Annotated in this window: 19 protein-coding genes; 7 read left to right on the forward strand and 12 right to left on the reverse strand. The window is 68.2% G+C overall.

The features are described from left to right. Nucleotides 1–66: 66 nt before the first annotated feature. Nucleotides 67–498 (forward strand): nuclear transport factor 2 family protein, encoded by a 432-nt coding sequence (locus Q3A80_RS28780; RefSeq protein WP_446332194.1) that lies wholly within the window; start codon nucleotides 67–69, stop codon nucleotides 496–498. Between the two features lie 71 nt (nucleotides 499–569). On the opposite strand, the gene trhA is transcribed toward Q3A80_RS28780, so the two are convergent. From trhA to Q3A80_RS28810, 6 genes are all read right to left on the reverse strand, one after another. Next, nucleotides 570–1,190, reverse strand: coding sequence for a PAQR family membrane homeostasis protein TrhA (gene trhA, locus Q3A80_RS28785; protein ID WP_446332195.1), 621 nt, complete (start codon nucleotides 1,188–1,190; stop codon nucleotides 570–572). Between the two features lie 213 nt (nucleotides 1,191–1,403). Then, entirely contained in the window at nucleotides 1,404–1,610 is a 207-nt protein-coding gene (locus Q3A80_RS28790; protein WP_006480280.1) for a YbdD/YjiX family protein, read from the reverse strand. Nucleotides 1,611–1,622: 12 nt separating this feature from the next. Further along, nucleotides 1,623–3,701, reverse strand: coding sequence for a carbon starvation CstA family protein (locus Q3A80_RS28795; protein WP_446332196.1), 2,079 nt, complete (start codon nucleotides 3,699–3,701; stop codon nucleotides 1,623–1,625). Between the two features lie 576 nt (nucleotides 3,702–4,277). Beyond that, on the reverse strand, nucleotides 4,278–4,706 hold the full coding sequence (locus Q3A80_RS28800; protein WP_446332197.1) for a PRC-barrel domain-containing protein: 429 nt from the start codon (nucleotides 4,704–4,706) through the stop codon (nucleotides 4,278–4,280). Between the two features lie 259 nt (nucleotides 4,707–4,965). Next, nucleotides 4,966–5,109 (reverse strand): hypothetical protein, encoded by a 144-nt coding sequence (locus tag Q3A80_RS28805; protein ID WP_446332198.1) that lies wholly within the window; start codon nucleotides 5,107–5,109, stop codon nucleotides 4,966–4,968. Nucleotides 5,110–5,113: 4 nt separating this feature from the next. Further along, nucleotides 5,114–6,244, reverse strand: a complete 1,131-nt coding sequence (locus Q3A80_RS28810; RefSeq protein WP_446332199.1) for a 3-deoxy-7-phosphoheptulonate synthase — start codon at nucleotides 6,242–6,244, stop codon at nucleotides 5,114–5,116. Nucleotides 6,245–6,472: 228 nt separating this feature from the next. On the opposite strand from Q3A80_RS28810, the gene Q3A80_RS28815 reads away from it, so the two are divergent. Then, complete coding sequence (locus Q3A80_RS28815) at nucleotides 6,473–6,946, forward strand: hypothetical protein (RefSeq protein WP_446332200.1); 474 nt, start codon at nucleotides 6,473–6,475, stop codon at nucleotides 6,944–6,946. Between the two features lie 85 nt (nucleotides 6,947–7,031). Here Q3A80_RS28815 and Q3A80_RS28820 read toward each other — a convergent pair whose 3' ends face one another. Continuing rightward, a complete protein-coding gene (locus Q3A80_RS28820) occupies nucleotides 7,032–7,742 on the reverse strand; it encodes a YceH family protein (protein WP_446332201.1) in 711 nt (236 codons plus the stop codon). A gap of 473 nt (nucleotides 7,743–8,215) precedes the next feature. On the opposite strand from Q3A80_RS28820, the gene Q3A80_RS28825 reads away from it, so the two are divergent. Both Q3A80_RS28825 and hutC read left to right on the forward strand, forming a co-directional pair. Beyond that, nucleotides 8,216–8,980 (forward strand): SDR family oxidoreductase, encoded by a 765-nt coding sequence (locus tag Q3A80_RS28825; protein ID WP_446332202.1) that lies wholly within the window; start codon nucleotides 8,216–8,218, stop codon nucleotides 8,978–8,980. 44 nt (nucleotides 8,981–9,024) lie between these two features. Next, the gene (hutC, locus tag Q3A80_RS28830; protein ID WP_446332203.1) at nucleotides 9,025–9,762 is read left to right on the forward strand and encodes a histidine utilization repressor; all 738 of its coding nucleotides are present in this window, start codon (nucleotides 9,025–9,027) and stop codon (nucleotides 9,760–9,762) included. 115 nt (nucleotides 9,763–9,877) lie between these two features. Here the strand turns inward: hutC and Q3A80_RS28835 are convergent, their stop codons facing one another. From Q3A80_RS28835 to Q3A80_RS28845, 3 genes are all read right to left on the reverse strand, one after another. Beyond that, nucleotides 9,878–10,726 carry a phytanoyl-CoA dioxygenase family protein gene (locus tag Q3A80_RS28835; RefSeq protein ID WP_446332204.1) on the reverse strand — a complete coding sequence of 283 codons (849 nt, stop codon included), beginning with the start codon at nucleotides 10,724–10,726 and terminating at the stop codon, nucleotides 9,878–9,880. 42 nt (nucleotides 10,727–10,768) lie between these two features. Next, nucleotides 10,769–11,572 carry an ABC transporter substrate-binding protein gene (locus Q3A80_RS28840; RefSeq protein ID WP_446332205.1) on the reverse strand — a complete coding sequence of 268 codons (804 nt, stop codon included), beginning with the start codon at nucleotides 11,570–11,572 and terminating at the stop codon, nucleotides 10,769–10,771. 484 nt (nucleotides 11,573–12,056) lie between these two features. After that, nucleotides 12,057–12,731, reverse strand: coding sequence for an ankyrin repeat domain-containing protein (locus Q3A80_RS28845; RefSeq protein ID WP_446332206.1), 675 nt, complete (start codon nucleotides 12,729–12,731; stop codon nucleotides 12,057–12,059). A gap of 148 nt (nucleotides 12,732–12,879) precedes the next feature. Here Q3A80_RS28845 and Q3A80_RS28850 point away from each other — a divergent pair, with 148 nt between their 5' ends. Further along, the gene (locus Q3A80_RS28850) at nucleotides 12,880–13,746 is read left to right on the forward strand and encodes a LysR family transcriptional regulator (protein ID WP_446332207.1); all 867 of its coding nucleotides are present in this window, start codon (nucleotides 12,880–12,882) and stop codon (nucleotides 13,744–13,746) included. A 78-nt stretch (nucleotides 13,747–13,824) separates the two neighbouring features. On the opposite strand, the gene Q3A80_RS28855 is transcribed toward Q3A80_RS28850, so the two are convergent. Beyond that, nucleotides 13,825–15,009, reverse strand: a complete 1,185-nt coding sequence (locus Q3A80_RS28855; RefSeq protein WP_446332208.1) for an amidohydrolase family protein — start codon at nucleotides 15,007–15,009, stop codon at nucleotides 13,825–13,827. Between the two features lie 83 nt (nucleotides 15,010–15,092). Next, nucleotides 15,093–16,292, reverse strand: coding sequence for an amidohydrolase family protein (locus tag Q3A80_RS28860; protein WP_446332209.1), 1,200 nt, complete (start codon nucleotides 16,290–16,292; stop codon nucleotides 15,093–15,095). A gap of 613 nt (nucleotides 16,293–16,905) precedes the next feature. Between Q3A80_RS28860 and Q3A80_RS28865 the strand changes: the two genes are divergently transcribed. Both Q3A80_RS28865 and Q3A80_RS28870 read left to right on the forward strand, forming a co-directional pair. Then, nucleotides 16,906–17,520: a glycine zipper 2TM domain-containing protein gene (locus Q3A80_RS28865; RefSeq protein ID WP_446332210.1), complete on the forward strand. Its 615-nt coding sequence runs from the start codon at nucleotides 16,906–16,908 to the stop codon at nucleotides 17,518–17,520. Between the two features lie 478 nt (nucleotides 17,521–17,998). Then, nucleotides 17,999–18,505 (forward strand): N-acetyltransferase family protein, encoded by a 507-nt coding sequence (locus Q3A80_RS28870; protein WP_446332211.1) that lies wholly within the window; start codon nucleotides 17,999–18,001, stop codon nucleotides 18,503–18,505. Nucleotides 18,506–18,559 lie beyond the last annotated feature (54 nt).

Below are 18,559 nucleotides of genomic sequence, written 5' to 3' on the forward strand. Positions count from 1 at the left end.
GATGAAACGTCCGGCGGCATGGCGTCGATACAGTCGTTCCGTTATTCACGCTTCCCGGAACGCGCCATGACACACGCCGACACCGATGCGCAACGCATCCATCACGACTGGCACGCCGCGGTCGTCGCGCGCGACCTCGACGCGCTGATATCGCTCTACGCGGACAACGCGATACTCGAGACGCCGCTGATAATCGCCGCGCTGCCCGACCACGGCTCGGGCGTGCTGCACGGCAAGGCCGCGATCTCCGATTTCTTCGCGGCCGGCCTGCGCAATCCGGACAACGAACTCGGGCGCTGGTACCGGACCGCGCTGTTCTTCTCGAACGGCCGCCAGCTCGTCTGGGAATATCCGCGCGCAACGCCGGAAGGCGACCAGGTCGATCTCGTCGAGGTGATGGATCTGCGCGACGGGCTGATCGCGCATCATCGCGTCTACTGGGGATGGGTCGGGTTCACCGCGCTGCGGAACATTGCGCCGGCGGCCGGCCGCACTTGATGCCGACGATCACGCACAACACGCGGCACGGCTACTCCGGCGCGCACCGCCGCCGCCCCGCCCCGCGTCGCTCACGCGACGTACATCGCGACACTGACGAACTGGCACAGGCTGCCGGCCAACACGAACAGGTGCCAGATACCGTGTCCGTGCCGGATGCGCTCGTCGTTGATGAAGAAGTAGATGCCCGCGCTGTAGATCACGCCACCGGCCACGAGCCACGCGGCACCGACCGGCGGCAGCGCATGGATCAGCGGGCGGATCGCGACGAGCGCGAGCCAGCCCATCAGCACGTACAGCACCATCGACACGATGCGCGTGCGTCGGCCGAGCGTGAGTTCCTGCGCGATCCCGAACGCGGCGAGCCCCCAGCTGACGCCGAACAGCGACCAGCCCCACGGCCCGCGCAGCGTGACGAGCGTGAACGGCGTATAGCTGCCCGCGATCAGCAGATAAATCGCCGAATGATCGCACTTCTGCAGGATCGCCTTCAGCCGCGGGTTGCGCACGCTGTGATAGGCGGTCGAGATCGCGTAAAGCAGGATCAGCATCGCACCGTACACGCTGAAGCTCACGATCTTGTAGGGATCGTGGTCGAGCGCGCCCATCGTCACCAGCGCGACCAACCCTGCCACCGACAACACCGCGCCGACGAGATGGGAAATGCTGTTGAAACGCTCACCGGCATGCACGACGGGTTCTCCTGCGCGGATTCATCGGAAAAAGCAGACGCATATGATACCGGCGGGCGGATCAAGCCGCGCTGAAACGGGTCAAACACCGCGGCGACGGTGAACCGCAAGCACGCCGCGCGCCCGCCAAATGAAAAAAGCGCCGCGAATGCCTTCGCGGCGCTTCCTGGCCCGTCGCCGGACCGCCTTGTCGTCAGGCCGAATCGGCCCGGCTCAGCAACACTTCCCCGCCCCCGAACCGTACCGCGCGTTCTGACGTTCGCGGAAGAATTCCTCATACGTCATCGGCTCGCGGTCCGGATGGGTTTCGCGCATGTGCGCGACGTAGGTGTCGTAGTCGGGCAGGCCGACCATCAGCCGCAACGCCTGCCCGAGGTAACGCCCCGCGCTGCGCAGGTCGCTGCCAAGATCGCTGAACATCGCGGCCTCCCGTTATCGTCCGCTGCCGAGCGCCTGCGAAGCCGGCATCGCCTCGTACGGCGTCTCGCGCACGGTCGGCTTCGATTCGCGGCGCGCGCGCAGCACGGCGAGCAGGCCGTACACCGCGATGCTCACGACGACGAAGATGAACAGGCCCGCCAGCGCCGCATCGATGTAGTCGTTGAAGATGATCCGCTGCATCTGCGCGATCGACTTCGCCGGCGCGAGCACCTTGCCCTCGTCCACCGCGGCCTGCAGCTTCGCGGCGTGCGCGAGGAAGCTGACCTTCGGGTTCGCGTCGAAGATCTTCTGCCAGCCGGCCGTCAGCGTGCAGATCAGCAGCCACGCGGTCGGCACGATCGTCACCCATGCGTAGCGCTCGCGCTTCATCTTGAACAGCACGACGGTGCCGAGCACCAGCGCGATCGCGGCGAGCATCTGGTTCGAGATGCCGAACAGCGGCCACAGCGTGTTGATGCCGCCGAGCGGATCGACCACGCCCTGGTACAGGAAGTAGCCCCACGCGGCCACGCACAGCGCGGTGGCGACGAGGTTGGCGGGCAGCGACTCGGTGCGCTTGAGCGCCGGGTGGAACGTGCCGAGCAGGTCCTGCAGCATGAAGCGGCCCGCGCGCGTGCCGGCGTCGACGGCCGTCAGGATGAACAGCGCCTCGAACAGGATCGCGAAGTGATACCAGAACGCCATCATCGCTTCGCCGCCGATCACCTGGTGCAGGATGTGCGCCATGCCGACCGCCAGCGTCGGCGCGCCGCCCGCGCGCGCGATGATCGTCGTCTCGCCGACGGCCTTCGCCGTTTGCGTGAGCATGTCCGGCGTCAGCACGAAGCCCCATTGCGTGACGGTGTTCGCGACCGCTTCCGGCGTCGAGCCGAGCACGGCGGCCGGTGCGTTCATCGCGAAGTAGATGCCCGGCTCGATCACGCATGCGGCCACCAGCGCCATGATCGCGACGAACGATTCCATCAGCATCGCGCCGTAACCGATGAAGCGCGCGTTGGTTTCGTTGTCGATCAGCTTCGGCGTCGTGCCCGACGAGATCAGCGCGTGGAAGCCCGACACCGCGCCGCACGCGATCGTGATGAACAGGAACGGGAACAGGTTGCCCGACCACACCGGGCCCGTGCCGTCGACGAACTTCGTCAGCGCGGGCATCTTCAGTTCCGGTGCGACGACCAGGATGCCGATCGCGAGGCCGAGGATCGTGCCGATCTTCAGGAACGTCGACAGGTAGTCGCGCGGCGCGAGCAACAGCCACACCGGCAGCACCGATGCGACGAAGCCGTAGCCGATCAGGATCCACGTGAGCTGCGTGCCGCTGAACGTGAACCATGCGGCGAGCGTCGGCGAATCGTGCACGGTCTGGCCGAACGCGATCGATGCCATCAGCAGCACGAAGCCGATGATCGACACTTCGCCGATGCGGCCCGGACGGATGTAGCGCGTATAGACGCCCATGAACAGCGCGATCGGAATCGTCGCGGCGACGGTGAACGTGCCCCACGGCGAATTCGTCAGCGCCTTCACGACGATCAGCGCGAGCACCGCGAGGATGATCACCATGATCAGGAACGCGCCGAACAGCGCGATCACGCCGGGCACCGTGCCGAGCTCCATCTTGACGAGGTCGCCGAGCGAACGGCCGTCGCGGCGCGTCGAGATGAACAGCACGATGAAGTCCTGCACCGCGCCGGCGAATACGACGCCGGCCAGGATCCACAGCATGCCGGGCGTGTAGCCCATCTGCGCGGCGAGCACGGGGCCGACGAGCGGCCCGGCGCCGGCGATCGCGGCGAAGTGATGGCCGAACAGCACGTACTTGTTGGTCGGCACGTAGTCGAGGCCGTCGTTGTACTTGACCGCCGGCGTCATCCGCAGCCCGTCGAGCTGCATCACCTTGCTGGCGATGAAACGGCTGTAGAAGCGATATGCGATCAGATATACGCAGACTGCGGCAATCACGATCCACAGCGCGCTGACGCGTTCGCCGTGCGCGAGTGCGATCGTGCCGAATGCGAACGCGCCGAGTAGCGCGACCGCGATCCAGAGCAGGGTACTGGAAGCCCGATTCATGGCGTCTCCTGGTCTCCAATGTGTTTTGAGTGGATGCGGCAACAAGGCCGAACCCGCGTGACGTCGATGCGTCGTGCCGCGTCTCGGGGAAGCCGCGGCGGTGGGGCGTAGTATTCCGCGCGACGGGGGCGCCTTACAAGCGCACAACTACGTATGCGGGGCTACGTAGAATTACGTAGGTCTGCCGGCAGCATCGGTGGGAACGGCGCGACAGCGCGCTCGGCATTGCCGGCGGCTCGTCGTTTGACAGGCGCGTGCGTAGTCACTGGCAGCCGGCACCGGCCGGTCGCGTTCGCTTTCTGGGGCATGGGCAGACGGAAGGAGGCCGGCGGTATGACTGCCGGCATTGGCGACACGGGTTGGCGTGGCGGCGTGGCCGCGGTGGGTCCGCGATCGCGTGATCGTGCGCGATACGCGGTAGTGACACCGCACGCGGCGTCATCGATCATCGATCGCCGACGCGATCCGCTCGCCGCCGTGATGCCGCGCGCTGCGTTCGACGATCTCGCCGACGCGCGGGCCACTCGCGGCCCGCGCCCGGTCAGGTCCGGCGCGTTGCGCGCCGGGCCGCGTGGATCAGTGCTTGTCGTCGACCTTCTTCGGCTTCGGTGCCGCCGGCACCTTCGCGTACTGGAACGCCGGCGTCGCCTTCAGCGCATCCTTCGTCGCACCCGGCAGGTAGATGTTGCCGTTGCGCACGTCGAGCGATGCGATCGGCACCGCGACGTCGTGCGCGGCCACGCCGAGGAACCCGCCGGCCGACACGATCGCCGCCGACACCGAGCCGTCCGGCGCGACGATCAGGTCGCGCACCTTGCCGACCTTCTGGTTCGCATCGTTGTACACGGTCTTGCCGAGCACGCTCTTCTTCACGCTCCAGCCTTCGAGCAGCGCCTGCGATTGCTCGACGGTCACGCTGAGCGGCTGCGCACCGGCGATCTGCGCGTGCGCGCTGACGCTCGATGCGAGGACGGTTGCTGCGATGAGGGTCTTGTGGAACTTCATGTGCGTTGCACTCCGGTTCGGTTGTTGTTGATTCCGGGAGCGAAGCGGCGCGGGCGCAACGGCTGATCGGTGAGCGCCCTGCGGATGGCCGCCCCGCGCTTCGGCGGTCGCGTGGCGGCCGGCCGCGCCGCCACGGCGTGTGTGCATGACGGGCCGGCAGCGCCGGGCCGCAGCGTGCAACACGAAGTTCATGGTAGCGGCATTCGCCGGATCGTGCGTTGGGGGTGCAACGTGGCAGACAGGGAAGAATGGACGAAGATCAATGGCCGTGCGGATAGCGGGCATGCGCGGCGTGAAACGACATGCCCGGCAGCATATCGATCACAAGGATGATCACGACAGGCAACCGCTGCGCCGGTGCATCGAACTGCGCGGCGGGCGCCACCCCGCCACGCAGCCGCATTGCATCACGCGTTGCGCGAATACACCCTGCGATGCCGCACCGCCTCGGCCAGCACATCGAGCACCGGCTCCGTCTGCGTCCAGCTGAGGCACGCATCGGTGATCGACACGCCATACTGCAGCGGCACGCCCGGCTTCAGATCCTGCCGGCCGGCTTCGAGATGGCTCTCGACCATCACGCCGACGATCCGGTGCTCGCCTTGCGACAGTTGCCGCGCGAGATCCTGCGCGACGTCGATCTGCCGCTCATGCGACTTGTTCGAGTTCGCATGCGAGCAATCGACCATCACCTGCTCGCGCAGCCCGCTCTTGCGCAGCACCGCGCAGCTCGCCTCGACGTGCTCGGCGTCGTAGTTCGGCCCGTTCTTGCCGCCGCGCAGGATCACGTGCGCGTCGTCGTTGCCGCGTGTCTCGAAGATCGCGGCCATCCCCATCTTCGTCATCCCCATGAACGCGTGGCTCGCGCGCGCGGCGACGATCGCATCCGACGCGACCTGCACGCCGCCGTCGGTGCCGTTCTTGAAGCCGATCGGACAGCTCAGCCCCGACGCGAGCTGACGATGACTCTGGCTTTCGGTCGTGCGCGCACCGATCGCGCCCCATGCGATCAGGTCCGCGATGTACTGCGGGCTCAGCAGGTCGAGGAATTCGGTCGACGCCGGCAGGCCGAGCGCGTTGACGTCGAGCAGCAGCTGGCGCGCGGCACGCAACCCTTCGTTGATGCGGAAGCTGCCGTCCAGCCGCGGATCATTGATATAGCCCTTCCAGCCGACCGTCGTGCGCGGCTTCTCGAAGTACACGCGCATCGTGATCAGCAGGTCGTCCTTCAGCGCATCGGCGGCGGCCTTCAGGCGGCGCGCGTAGTCGAGCGCCTGGTCGTGGTCGTGGATCGAGCACGGGCCGACGACGAGCAGCAGCCGGTCGTCGCGGCCGTGCAGGATGTCGCCGATTGCGCGGCGCGTATCCTCGACGAGCGTCTGCGTCGCGGCGGGCACCGGTAGCTCGTCCTGCAGCAGCGCCGGCGAAATCAGCGGACGTACCGCGCCGATACGGACGTCGTCGATGCGCGTGGTGTCCTGCGTCGCGTCGGCGCTGCCTACCTCGCGATCGTGGGAAGGATTGTCGAGGTTCTGCATGGTGATTCTCCGGGGGAACGTCTGGAATGATGGGCAGGCTCGATTATGGCACTCGCGCGGGGGACAGCCGGTCGCGTACGTCGGCCGTTCGGCCGAGTGGTCGCGTGTCACCGGCGTATCGTACGATCGGGGCTGTCCGCTACCTGAGCGGCCCTTCGTTCGATGCAGGCGGCACGCCGCGCCGTCCGCCCGTGATCGATCGCTCGCAATCTGACCCGACACGCCACGATGACCGTATCCGAACTGCTCGGCGCCATCCGCCACTCGCACACCGACATGAAAACATCACTCGCGTCGTTGCTGCTGCTGTGCATCGCATTACCTGCGTCGGCCGAAGTCAGCACGCAAGTGCTGTGTTTCCAGACGAGCGGGGACAAACCCGTACGCTTCGAATTGCGCACGTATTACGACGACGTGGCCAAGTGGCAAGGCGGTGCCGTCCGGTATGCGAAGTCGAAAGCGGCCATTCCGCTGCTGTTCAAGCACGAGGAACATGAAGAACTCGCGGAAGGCCGCCCATACCAGTTCACGACGACGTGGTGGGAAATGGTCGACGGCAGGATCAATGGCGAATACGAGATGACGAGCCAGGGCGCGATCGTCTATTCGATGACGTACACCAATGCGCGCACCGGCAAGAAGACGGATTTCACGTGGGCGCAGGACGTCGAAGCATCCGCACAGACGGGGTGCCGCTGGTGACGCGGATTCGCGCAGCGGCGCGATGCGGGTTCGTCACCCGGCGCGCCCGCATGCGCACCGGCGCCGTGCAGGCTCGGCTTGGTCGTCAGCCCGCGTCGCCCGGCGCATCGACGTCGATGCCGAGTTCGGCCGCCATCCGCTGGACCAGCGCGTTCAACCGCGCCACTTCGTCCGACAGCCGCTTCTGCTCGGCCTTCAGCGCCTCGAACTCGGACGGCGGGACGGAATCCGCGCCGCCGCCCGTGTCCGAGCCGGCGAACTCGGCAACGTTCACCTCGCCGCACATCAGGTGCATCCAGCGGTTCTCGCGCGCACCCGGCGCGCGCGGCAGCCGGATGACGAGCGGCTGCGCACGCGCGGCGAGTTCGTCGAGGAACGCCTCGACCGACGAGATGTCCGCAAAGCCGTGCAGGCGCGCGCTGTTCAGGCGCAGTTCGGCGGCCGTCTGCGGGCCGCGCAGCAGCAGGATCGTCAGCAGCGCGATCGCCTGGCTCGGAATTCCGAGCACGCGGTTCATGTTGTGTTCGAAACGCGGCACGCGGCTGCTGCTGCCCTCCATCACGAGGCTCAGGTGCTTGAGCCCGTCGAGCGCGGTCGTGACTTCGTCCTCGCTGACGTTCATCACCGGCGAGCGCGCGGTTTTCTGGTTGCAGCCGGCGGTCAGCGCGTTCAGCGACAGCGGATAGGTATCCGGCACCGTGTGTTGCTTCTCGACGAGCACGCCGAGAATCCGGGCTTCGAGGGGCGTGAGTTCGCGCAGGGCGCGTGGCGTGGGCATGTCCGGCGTGGTGTTCATGATGGCGTCGCAGCGTGCAGCAGGTGAAGGGAAACGGTCGCGGCCCGTCCGGCGTCGCGAACGGGCGAGCCATATGATAGCTCGCGATGTGCGGCACGATGGCGGTCGCTGCCGCGGCGCGCGCACTTGCCGCAGCCGCATTTCGTGCAGCAGATCGGGCGCGCGGCGATGCGGGCGTCCGGCGGTGGGGATGCGTGCTCCTTGCTCCTTGCTCCTTGCTTCGTGCTTCGTGCTTCATACTCCGTGCCCCGCTCGCCTTGCGCGGTATCGCGTTCGCGTTTGCGCGTCGCCAAAGCCGGCGCTACGATACGCGTTCATCCTGACATGCGGCGCCGTCCGCGGCCGCCTTCGCGGAACACCTGCGAGCGGCAACCCCGCCGCAGCGCATCGCCCGTCCAGCACGCCATGCAGCCGGGCATGCGCGCGGCGCCTGTCTCGTCAACACGGTTCACCCCGTTCACTCGTTCATCGCCATGACTGCATCCTCCCTAGCGCCGAACGTGCGCGCCATCGTCACCGGACACACGCGCGGCCTCGGCGCATCGCTCGCCGAACAGCTGCTCCAGGAAGGCATCGCCGTGCTCGGCGTGTCGCGCAGCCGCCATCCGTCGCTCGCCGCACAGGCGGGCGGCCGTTTCGCCGAAATCGAACTCGACCTGTCCGACACGTCGGCGGTCGCGACGTGGCTCGCCGGCGACACGCTGCGCAGCTTCGTCGACGGCGCGTCGATCGTGCTGCTCTTCAACAACGCGGGCATCATCGACCCGATCGGGCCGCTCGCGGCGCAGGATCCGGCGCTCGTCGCGCGCGCGGTCGGCGTGAACGTCGCGGCGCCGCTGATGCTGTCGGCAGCGCTCGCGCACGCGGCATCGGCGCCGACCGAATGCCGGATCCTGCATGTGTCGAGCGGTGCCGCGCGTAACGCGTATGCGGGCTGGAGCGTCTACTGCGCGACCAAGGCCGCGCTCGATCATCACGCGCGTGCGGTCGCGCTCGACGCGAACCGGGCGCTGCGGATCTGCAGCGTCGCGCCCGGCGTCGTCGATACGGGCATGCAGGCGACGATCCGCTCGGCCAGCGAAGCGAACTTCCCGATGCGCGACAAATTCGACCAGTTGAAGGCGAGCGGCGCGCTGTCGACGCCCGAGGCCGCCGCCCGGCAGCTGATCGGCTATGCGTTGAGCGATGCGTTCGGGTCGGTGCCGACGGCCGACGTTCGCGAACTGCCCGCCGCCTGATCCGGGATAGAATTTCCCGATTGTTTTCCCCCGAGGATCCCCCGATGGTCACGAAGACCACCGCACCGTTCCAGCAGATCAAGACGCTCGTTCGCCAGAACGTCGATGCAGGCGACTGGCGCCCCGGGGATCGCATCCCGTCCGAGCTCGATCTCGCCGCGCAATTCGGCGTCGCACGCATGACGGTCAACCGCGCGCTGCGCGAGCTGACCGAGGAAGGCGTGCTGAAGCGCATCGCGGGTGTCGGCACGTTCGTCGCCGAGGCGAAGCCGCAGTCGAACCTGCTGATGATCGCGCACATCCGCGACGAAATTCGCGCGCGCGGCCACGAGTATCGCTGCCGCGTGCTGAGCCAGTCGCGCGAGCCCGCGTCGTTCGACGTCGCGGCCGCGTTCGGGCTCGCGGTCAACACACCGGTGTTTCACGTGGTGTGCGTGCACGAGGAGAACGGCCGCCCGATCCAGCTCGAGGACCGCTACGTGAATCCGGCCGCCGCGCCGGCATTCATCGATCAGGATTTCCAGACCGAGCCGCCGTCCGAATACCTGTTCAACAACGTGTCGCACTACGAACTGGAGATCGAGCACGTCGTCGACGCATCGCTGCCGACCGGCGAACAGGCGCGGCTGCTCGACATGCGCGCCGACGAGCCGTGCCTTACGCTCACGCGCCGCACGTGGACGAACGGGCTGCCGGTCACATTCGTGCACTTCCTGCATCCGGGCAACCGCTACCGGCTCGGCTCGCGCTTCAAGCCGGGCGCGGGGCGTCACCAGACCTGAGCGCCCTTTACCGACGCTCGCAAGCGATCACGCGCGGCAGCCGCATCGGCATCATCGCGAAGCGGCCGCCGCGCGCGTGACGCCGCCCGATGTCATCGATCACCGCCGACGGCAATCAGATTGCCGCGACCTGCCCCGTGCCGCGCGACCACACGACCGGAAACAGCGGATGCTCGAGCGGCGCGCCGTCCGGCAGTTCGTCGGCAAGGCCGGGGAAATCGGGCGACGTCTTCCAGCGGCGCGGCGCGTGACGGATATCGTCGCCGACGAAACGGATCGAGAACGCGCGCCGGCGGTTCTGCGTCCCGCCCGACGCATGCAGCGTCAGCATCCTGAAGCACACCATGTCGCCAGGCTCGAGCGCCCAGTGGCGGATCGGGAACGCCGAGCGGTCGGCTTCGATGTCGGGCAGGTCGGCGAGGCTGCCTTCCGGAAACCACTTCGCCTCCTTGTCCATGAACGTGCGCGGCATCAGCCACGGCCCAAGGTGCGACCCCGCGACGAATTCCAGCGTCGACTCGAGCGGCACCGGGTCGACCGGAATCCACATGCTGACGTTGTCGTCGCCTTCGATGTTGTAGTACGGCTGATCCTGGTGCCACGGCGTGCGCTGCCGCGTGCCGGGCTCCTTCACGAGCAGATGGTCGTGATGCAGCCGCACCGTCTGCGTGCCCATCAGCGCGGCCGCGACGGATGGCGCGGGCGAACGTACGATGAAGTCGCGGTACGCGTCGTTGTGCTGCCAGTTGCAGAAGTCTTCGAAGAACCAGCCCGGATCGTCGGGCCGGCTCGCGACCTTCGCGCGCTCGCTCGGCTGCGCGAGGTTCGCGTCGATGCCGGCACGCAGCGCCGCCGCTTCGTCGGGCGAGACGATGCCCTTGATGCACACAGCGCCTTCGTCGCGGAACGCGGCGATCAACTCGGGCGTCACGGCTTTCGCGACGCGGTCCTGGATATTCGTCATGGGTTGCCTGTCAATTGAATGAATCGCGGGATCGTCGGGCCGTCACGGTGCGGACGTCAGTTGCTGCTTCGCGCCGTAGATGTCGAAGTCGAAGTACTTCGCGGCGATCTTCTGGTACGTGCCGTTCGCGCGGATCGCGGCAATCGCGTCGTTCAGCCGCTTCTTCATGTCCGCGTCGCCCTTGCGGATACCCATCGCGACGCCATAGCCGGTGATGCGCACGTCGGTCACGTCGGGGCCGGCGAATGCGTAGCCCTTGCCGCGCGGCGTCTTCAGGAACGAATAGCCGGCCTGCGTCTTGTCCTGGAAGGTCGCGTCGAGCCGGCCGTTCACCAGATCCTGATACACCTGGTCCTGGTTCTGGTACGACACGATCGTCACGCCCTTGGTCGCCCATTCGGCCTTCGCGTACGCCTCCTGCGTCGTGCCCTGATCGATCCCGACGCGCTTGCCGGCGAGCGACGCGGCCGTCGGCAGCAGCGGCGAGCCGACCGGCGCGACGAGCGCGCCCGGCGACGCATAGAGCTTGTTCGAGAAGTCGATCTGCTTGAGCCGTTCGTCGGTCGCGGTCATCGCGGACATGATCACGTCGAACTTGCGCGCGCGCAGCGCCGGAATCATCCCGTCGAAGCCCTGCTCGACCCACACGCATTTCGCGCGCAACTGCTCGCAGATCGCATTGCGCAGGTCGATGTCGAAGCCGGCGAGCGAGCCGTCGGGCTGCTTCGCCTCGAACGGCGGATACGTGGGATCGATGCCCCAGCGGATCGTCGCCGCGTCCTGCGCGAACGAGACGAGCGGCGCGAACGCCAGCGCGGAAACGAGAAGCTTTGCAGTGCGGTTCATGACGGTTGTCCTTGTGGTCTCGACGCGGCGCGCAAGCGCCGGGCGTCCGTTGAGAGGCGATGCGCCGGGACGCCCCGGCGCGGTTCGCGAAAGACTGGGACTTCGATGAAGCTGCGATGCAGTCTAGACCGCTCGAATGTCGAGCGCAAGCAGCGATAGCGGCCGTTGGGCGGGTCGAGAAGAGCGCTGCGGAAAGATCGCCGATGAAGAACGCCATAACGCGCTTTGAGCCGATACTTGATCGATGTTACGGTATTTTGCGGTGTTTACCCGATAGGATCCACAGTCGGCCGAGAATGAATTTTTCGGATATCGACGAGCCCGCGAGGCCGCCATTGACCCGCGCGGCCAAGCTCGGAAAGCGGGCGAATTTCCAGCGCCTCCTTTCCAACCTATACCGCGCGACAATCATTCGTCCGCAAGCAGTCCGGGGGGCCAGCGCTTCATCTTTATCGAGGGGCCGGGCCTGATGGCCCCGCTAACCCTATCGCCCTCCCGCCGCCGCGAGCACCCGCTCGATCTCCGCATACCCGCGGCTCCGCGCATGCTCGAGCGGCGTCTCGCCGTTCGAATCGGCAAGGTTCACATCGGCCTTCGCATCGACCAGCAACTGCACGATCCGCACATAGCGCGCGCTGCCGTCGCCGAGCATGATCGCCTCCAGCAGCGCGGTCCAGCCGAGCCGGTTCACGTGATCGACGTTCACGCCCGCGTCGATCAGCGTGCGCACCGTGTCGACATGGCCGCGCTCGGCCGCCGGTATCAGCGCCGTGCCGCCATAGCGGTTCGTGCTGCGCAGGTCCGCGCCGTGCGTGAGCGTCATCCGCAGGATGTCGAGATGGCCGCGCGCGCCTGCATACAGGTACGGGCTGTTCTGGATCGCATCCTTCGCGTTGACGTCCGCGCCCGCGTCGATCAGCACGCGCGCCGCGTCCACGCGATTGCCGTGCGTCGCGAGCAGCAGCGCCGTGCGGCCCTGCCCGTCGCGCGCATCGATTCGCGCACCGCGCGTCAGCAGCGTGCGGACCTCGCCCGCCTCGCCGCGCACGGCCGCGCTGCGCAGCCGTGCGTCGAGCGCGCCGCCGTCGGCGGCTGCGGCGGCCGATGTGAGCGTCGCCACCGCCAACGCGCCGACGATCGCGATCCGTTTGAAAAGCATCCGCTGTCCTCCTGGCATCTGCGCCGGCACCGGCCGCGAACACGCGCGCCGGGTCCGGCGAAACCGCGATTGCCTGCGGGCTCGGCCCATGTTAAAAGTCGTCGCACATATTTGAAAATGAAATGTTCGAATCCACAAAAGTGCGGAAATGAATAGACCTTTGTTCGACCTCGACCTGCTGCGCGCGCTGGTGATGGTGGCCGACTGCGGCAGCTTCACGACTGCGTCCGCGCGCCTGCATTCGACGCAGTCGACGGTCAGCCAGAAGGTGCGGCGGCTGGAGGAGATCGCCGGCCATCGGCTGCTCGATCGCGGCACGCGCGACGTGCGGCCGACCGACGCCGGCGTGACGGTGCTCAGCTATGCGCGGCGCATGATCGCGCTGAACGACGAGATGCTCGAAGCGCTGTCGGGCGCGACCGTCGCGCTGACGATCCGGCTCGGCGTGCCCGACGATTTCGCGGCGGGCCGCACGACGCATGCGCTCGCCGCGTTCAAGCGCGATCACCCGCAGGTGAAGCTCGAAGTGATGTGCGGGCTGAGCCGCGACATCAGCGCGGCCTACGATCGCGGCGAACTCGATCTCGTGCTGATCAAGCAGCGGCGCGACAGCCGCGAGGCGGTGGTGCGCTGGCCCGAGAAGCTGCGCTGGATCGACAGCGCGCAGCATCCGACGATCGATCTCGACCCGGTGCCGATCGTCGTGTTTCCGCCGCGCGGACTCTATCGCGACGACATGATCAAGGCGATCGAGGAACGCGGCCGCCGCTGGCGGATCAGCTTCACGACGTCGAGCCTGAGCGGGATCCAGGCGGCAGTGGCCGACGGGCTGGGGATCAGCGTGCTGCCCGCGCGCGTGGTGACCGACGAGCACGTGGTGCTGACCGAGGCGCGCGGCGGCTTCGCGCCGATCGAGCACATGGATATCGCGATCCTGCATCGGCCGACCGCCGATCCGATGGTCAGCGAACTGACGAAGGCGCTCGCGGCGATGCTGGAGCACGAGCAGGAATAAGCGCGGCGATGCGGAGCGGCGTCGGACGAGCGGCGAGGCATCGTCAGTCTTGACAACCGCCGCGCCGCTGCCCGCGCGTCAGACGAGCGCACCGTCGCGCGCGACGATCTTCCCCGACGACACGACGAGCCGCCGCGTCGGCCGCGCGACGACGGCTTCGGCGAACGTCAGCGCATCGACGAGCACGACGTCCGCACGCTTGCCCGCTTCGAGCCCATAGTCGGCGAAGCCGCACCCGCGCGCCGCGCCGTGCGTCACGCAGTCCAGCGCGACTTCGAGCGCGTCGTCGCGGCGGAAATCGTTGCGCATGCCGATCAGCATCGCGCGTTCGAGCATGTCGGGCGAACCGTACGGTGTCCACGTGTCGCGTACGCCGTCGTTGCCGCCGATCACGGTCACGCCGGCCGCGCGGCAGGCAACAACCGACGGCACCGGCACCGCGGCCGGCGCGGTCGTGACGATCGCGACGCCGAGTTCGGCCATCCGCGCGAGCAGCGCGTCGCGCTCGCGGTCGGCGATATCGCCGAGGCAGAAGCCGTGGCTGATCGTGACCTTGCCCTGCATGCCGAGCGCGGCCGTGCGCTGCAGGATCAGGTCGAGCGAGTACGCGCCCATCGAGCCGCGCTCGTGCAGATGCAGGTCGAGCCCGCGGCCATGGCGCTCGGCGATCCCGAACAGCACGTCCACCGCCTCGACCGGATCGCCTTCGATCGCGCACGGGTCGAGCCCGCCGAGCAGGTCGGCGCCGGCGCCCAGCGCGTCGGACAGCAACGCGGCCGTGCCCGGCCGCTTGAGCACGCCCGACTGCGGAAACGCGACGATCTGGATGTCGACCTGGCCGCGCAGCGTCTCGCGCGTCGCGAGCACGCCGTGCAGATGCCGCAGTCCGGCTGCGGTATCGATATCGACGTGCGTGCGGATGCGCGTCGTGCCGGCCGCGAGGAACGCGCGCGACAGCCCGAGCGACGCGGCGCCGGCGTCATGGCCGCTCGTCGCGCGGTAGTTGCGCTCGTTCTCGATGCGGTCGACGAGGCGCGGCCCCACCGCGTTGCGGTACCACGGCATCCCCCAGTGGGTCTTGTCGAGATGCGTATGGCCTTCGACGAGGCCAGGCAGGGCGAGCGCATGTGCGCCGTCCTCGATCGCGCAGCCGGCGGGCGCGTCGAGCGACGGGCCGACGCGCGCGATGCGTTCGCCTTCGATCAGGATGTCGAGCGCTTCGTCGGCGTGCGTGCGGACGTTGCGGATCAGCAGGTTCGTCATGTCGGTTCCGGGGTGGTCGGTCAGTCAATGAATCGGTCAATGCCGGGCCGTCGCGATGCACGCACCGCGACGGCGGTCGTTCGTCATCGCTTGAAACGCAGCGCCGGCGCGAACGGCGCGCCGGTATCGCCTTCGCCGCGGCGGAATACCCAGCGTTCGGCCGGCACGCCGGCGACGGCCGCCGCCGCATTCGGCGCGTGCACCGCGACGAAGCTCGCGTCGCAGCCGACCGCGATGCCGTAATTTGCCTTGCCGAGTGCGCGGGCGCCCGCGTGCGTCGCCATGTCGAGCGCGATGCCGAGCGCTTCGTCGGTGTAGAAGCCCGACCGGTAGCCGACCATCATCGCGCGCTGCAGCATGTCGCCGTTGCCGTACGGCCACCACGCGTCGCGAATGTTGTCGTTGCCGGCGAACACGTGCACGCCCGCATCGCGCAGCTGCTGCACCGGCGGGAATGCGCAGTCGCCCGGCGCGTTGGTCAGGATCGACACGCCGGCGTCGGCGAGCGCCGCGGCCGCACGCTCGACGTCGCCATGGCCGACCTGGCCGAGCGCGTACGCATGGCTCACGTTCACGCGGCCGCCGAGGCCCGCCGCGCGCGTGCGCGCCGCGATCCGCAGCAACTGCGCGATGCCAGTGTCGCCCGGTTCGTGCAGGTGGATGTCGATCTTCACGCCGCGCTTTTCGGCGATGCCGAACACGATGTCGAGCTGGCCGTCCGCATCGCCATCGAGCGTCGTCGGGTCGATCCCGCCGACCACGTCCGCGCCTTCGCGCACGGCCGCATCGAGAATCGCCGCGGTGCCCGGGCAACTCACCACGCCGGCCTGCGGAAACGCGACCAGTTCGATGTCGACGATCCCGCGCCATGGTTCGCGCGCGGCCATCACGGCGTGCAGGTTCGACAGGCCCGTCGTCGCATCGACGTCGACGTGGCTGCGCATCGCGATCGTGCCGAACGCGGCGGCCTGCTCGATCAGCGCGTTCGCACGCTCGACGATCGGCGGCGCGGCCGCGAGCTGGCGCTTCTCGACCGCGAGCCGCTCGCGCAGCGAGCCGACCGGTTCGTGCGGCACCCAGCGGTCGCCGACGAAGCTCTTGTCGAGATGGATGTGGCCGTCGACGAAGCCGGGCAGCACGACGCGGCCGCCGAGGTCGATGGTTTCCGCGCCCGGCGCGGCGATGCAGTCGGCGCCAATTGCGACGAAGCGGCCGTCACGGACGACGAGGTTGATGGGCTGGCCGCCGGCATCGACGGCGTGGGTGAAGAAGCGATCGGTCATGAATCGGAATGCGTGGGGCGGTCGCGGCGCGACGCCGGCGCGGACAGAGGAAGGAACCGCGGCCGGCACGGCGCGACCGTTGACAGGGAATGCGGTCACGATATCGGACGGGGCGGCCAGCGGCCAATTAAATGTCGCGATGCCGCGCATTCGATTTTGCGATGTGCGGCGCGGAGGCCCGCGTGGGCTGGCGCCGCGATGGGGTGCGATCGCCGCGGAAGACGCCAATGCCGACGCGCGCGGAAACGCGAGCGGCGGCTGGAATGCGGGCGTCCGGAGGCGGTCTCGTGCCGCTTCGGCCCCCTCCGCGCGCCGGCCCGCGGCCCGGCGCCGACGTCGACGGCCAATTGCACCGCCGAGCGCACGGCCCATTCGCCGGGCTGTTACCCAGCTCGTTACCCGGCCCATTGCGCGGCCAATCGCATGACCTATTGCACGGCGACTTGCACCGCGACTTGCACCGCGATTTGCGCGGCGATTTGCGCGGCAACAGACTTTACACGTTGTTACCCGGCCGCACCGGACGCGCATCCGCCCTTTCCTTATACTCACGCCGAGTTCGCCACCCGTCCCGGAATTCGTCGGCGAACACGTTGCCGATGCAGGAATCATCATGATGCGCATGCCTTCCACGAAGACCGTTCTGTTCGCCTCCCTCGTCGCCGTGGCGGCGCTTCCGCTGACCGCCTGTGTCGCGCCGGGTTACTACGGCGCGCAACCGGGCTATCCGCAGCAGCAATACGCGACGCCCGGCTACGCGCAGCCCGCGTATTCGCAACCGGGCTACGTGCAGCCGCAGCAGCCGGCTTATCCGAACCAGGCGCCGCAGTACGACCAGTACGGCAATCCGCAGCCTTACGGCGGCCAGTACGGCAACGGCTACGGCACGCAATACGGCACGGTCGCGAACATCCAGCCGGTGAGCGGCTCGGTCGGCGCGTCGGGCGTCGCGGGTACCGTCGTCGGTGCGCTCGTCGGTGGCCTGGTGGGCAACCAGTTCGGCCGCGGCCACGGCCGCGATGCAGCCACCGTGATCGGCGCGCTCGGCGGTGCCGTGGCCGGCAACCAGATCGGCCAGCAGATGGGCGCGGCGCAACCGCCGAGCAGCTATCGGATCGACGTGCGGGTCAGCGACGGCTCGATGCGCTCGTTCGACGTGCAGTCGCCGGGCGACCTGCGTCCGGGCGATCGCGTGCAGATCAACGGCAATCAGCTGTCGCGGTATTGATGCGGCGCGCGTGCGCCTGACCTGGTCGGGCGCATGACGCACTGCACCGCAGGCACCACGCGTACCGCCTGCATTTCACGGGCGCCAGTGCGACGGCTGGCGCGCATCGCTTCGTGTTCCGTTCCGTCGGTCGGCGCGCCTCTCTGTCGCGTACGACACGGCACCGTCGCATCCCGCCCAAGCGCCAGCCTCGCGCCGAACGCGGCAGCCGATATGCGTCAGTCCGGTTTGCTTCCGTGCGCATGAGCTCGCCGCGGAGTGCACGAATGCCGGCCGGCGCGTCACACGCGTGCTTCTTGATGACCGCCCGCGGTATCGCCGCAGCCATTCGCGTGTCGGGGACCTGCTTCACCGGCGCCCATGCGGCGCGTCGATCACGCAAGCAAACGCCTTCGTTTCCCCTTAGGATTGTCGATGCGCCGCGACCCATCGCGCCGCCGATTCCGCTATCTCCGGCAAACCACGACAACCCGCACCGATGATCACGATCCGCCTGCTCGATGCCGCCGACGCGGCGCAATTCCGCACCGTCCGCCTCCACGCAATCGACACGTCGCCGACGTCGTTCCTGCCGACGCGCGACGAAGAAGCCGTCATCCCGGTCGACGAATTCGCGACGCGCATCGCGCCGAGCGGCGTGCAGGCCGTGTTCGGCGCATTCGACGGCGACACGCTCGTGGGCATTACCGGCGTGCGCCGCGATGCGCGCGCGAAGGTCGCGCACAAGGCGCTGATCTGGGGCGTGTTCGTCGACCCCGCGTATCGCGGGCGCGGCATCGCGCAATCGCTGCTCGACAGCGCCACCGCTCACGCGGCGCAAGCGTGGTCTTGCAAGCAACTGACGCTCTGCGTGAACGAGATCAACGCCTCTGCGGAACGGCTGTACGCGTCGCAAGGCTTCGTCCGGTTCGGCACGGAACCGCGTTCGCTGTTCGTCGACGGACGTTTCTACGACGAACACCACATGGTCAAGACACTGGCGTAACGCGTTCGCGTGCATCGCCCGGCCGCACGCGAGCGCGTTTCCGTCTGTCCGCCT

Source organism: Burkholderia sp. SR8, assembly GCF_052851275.1.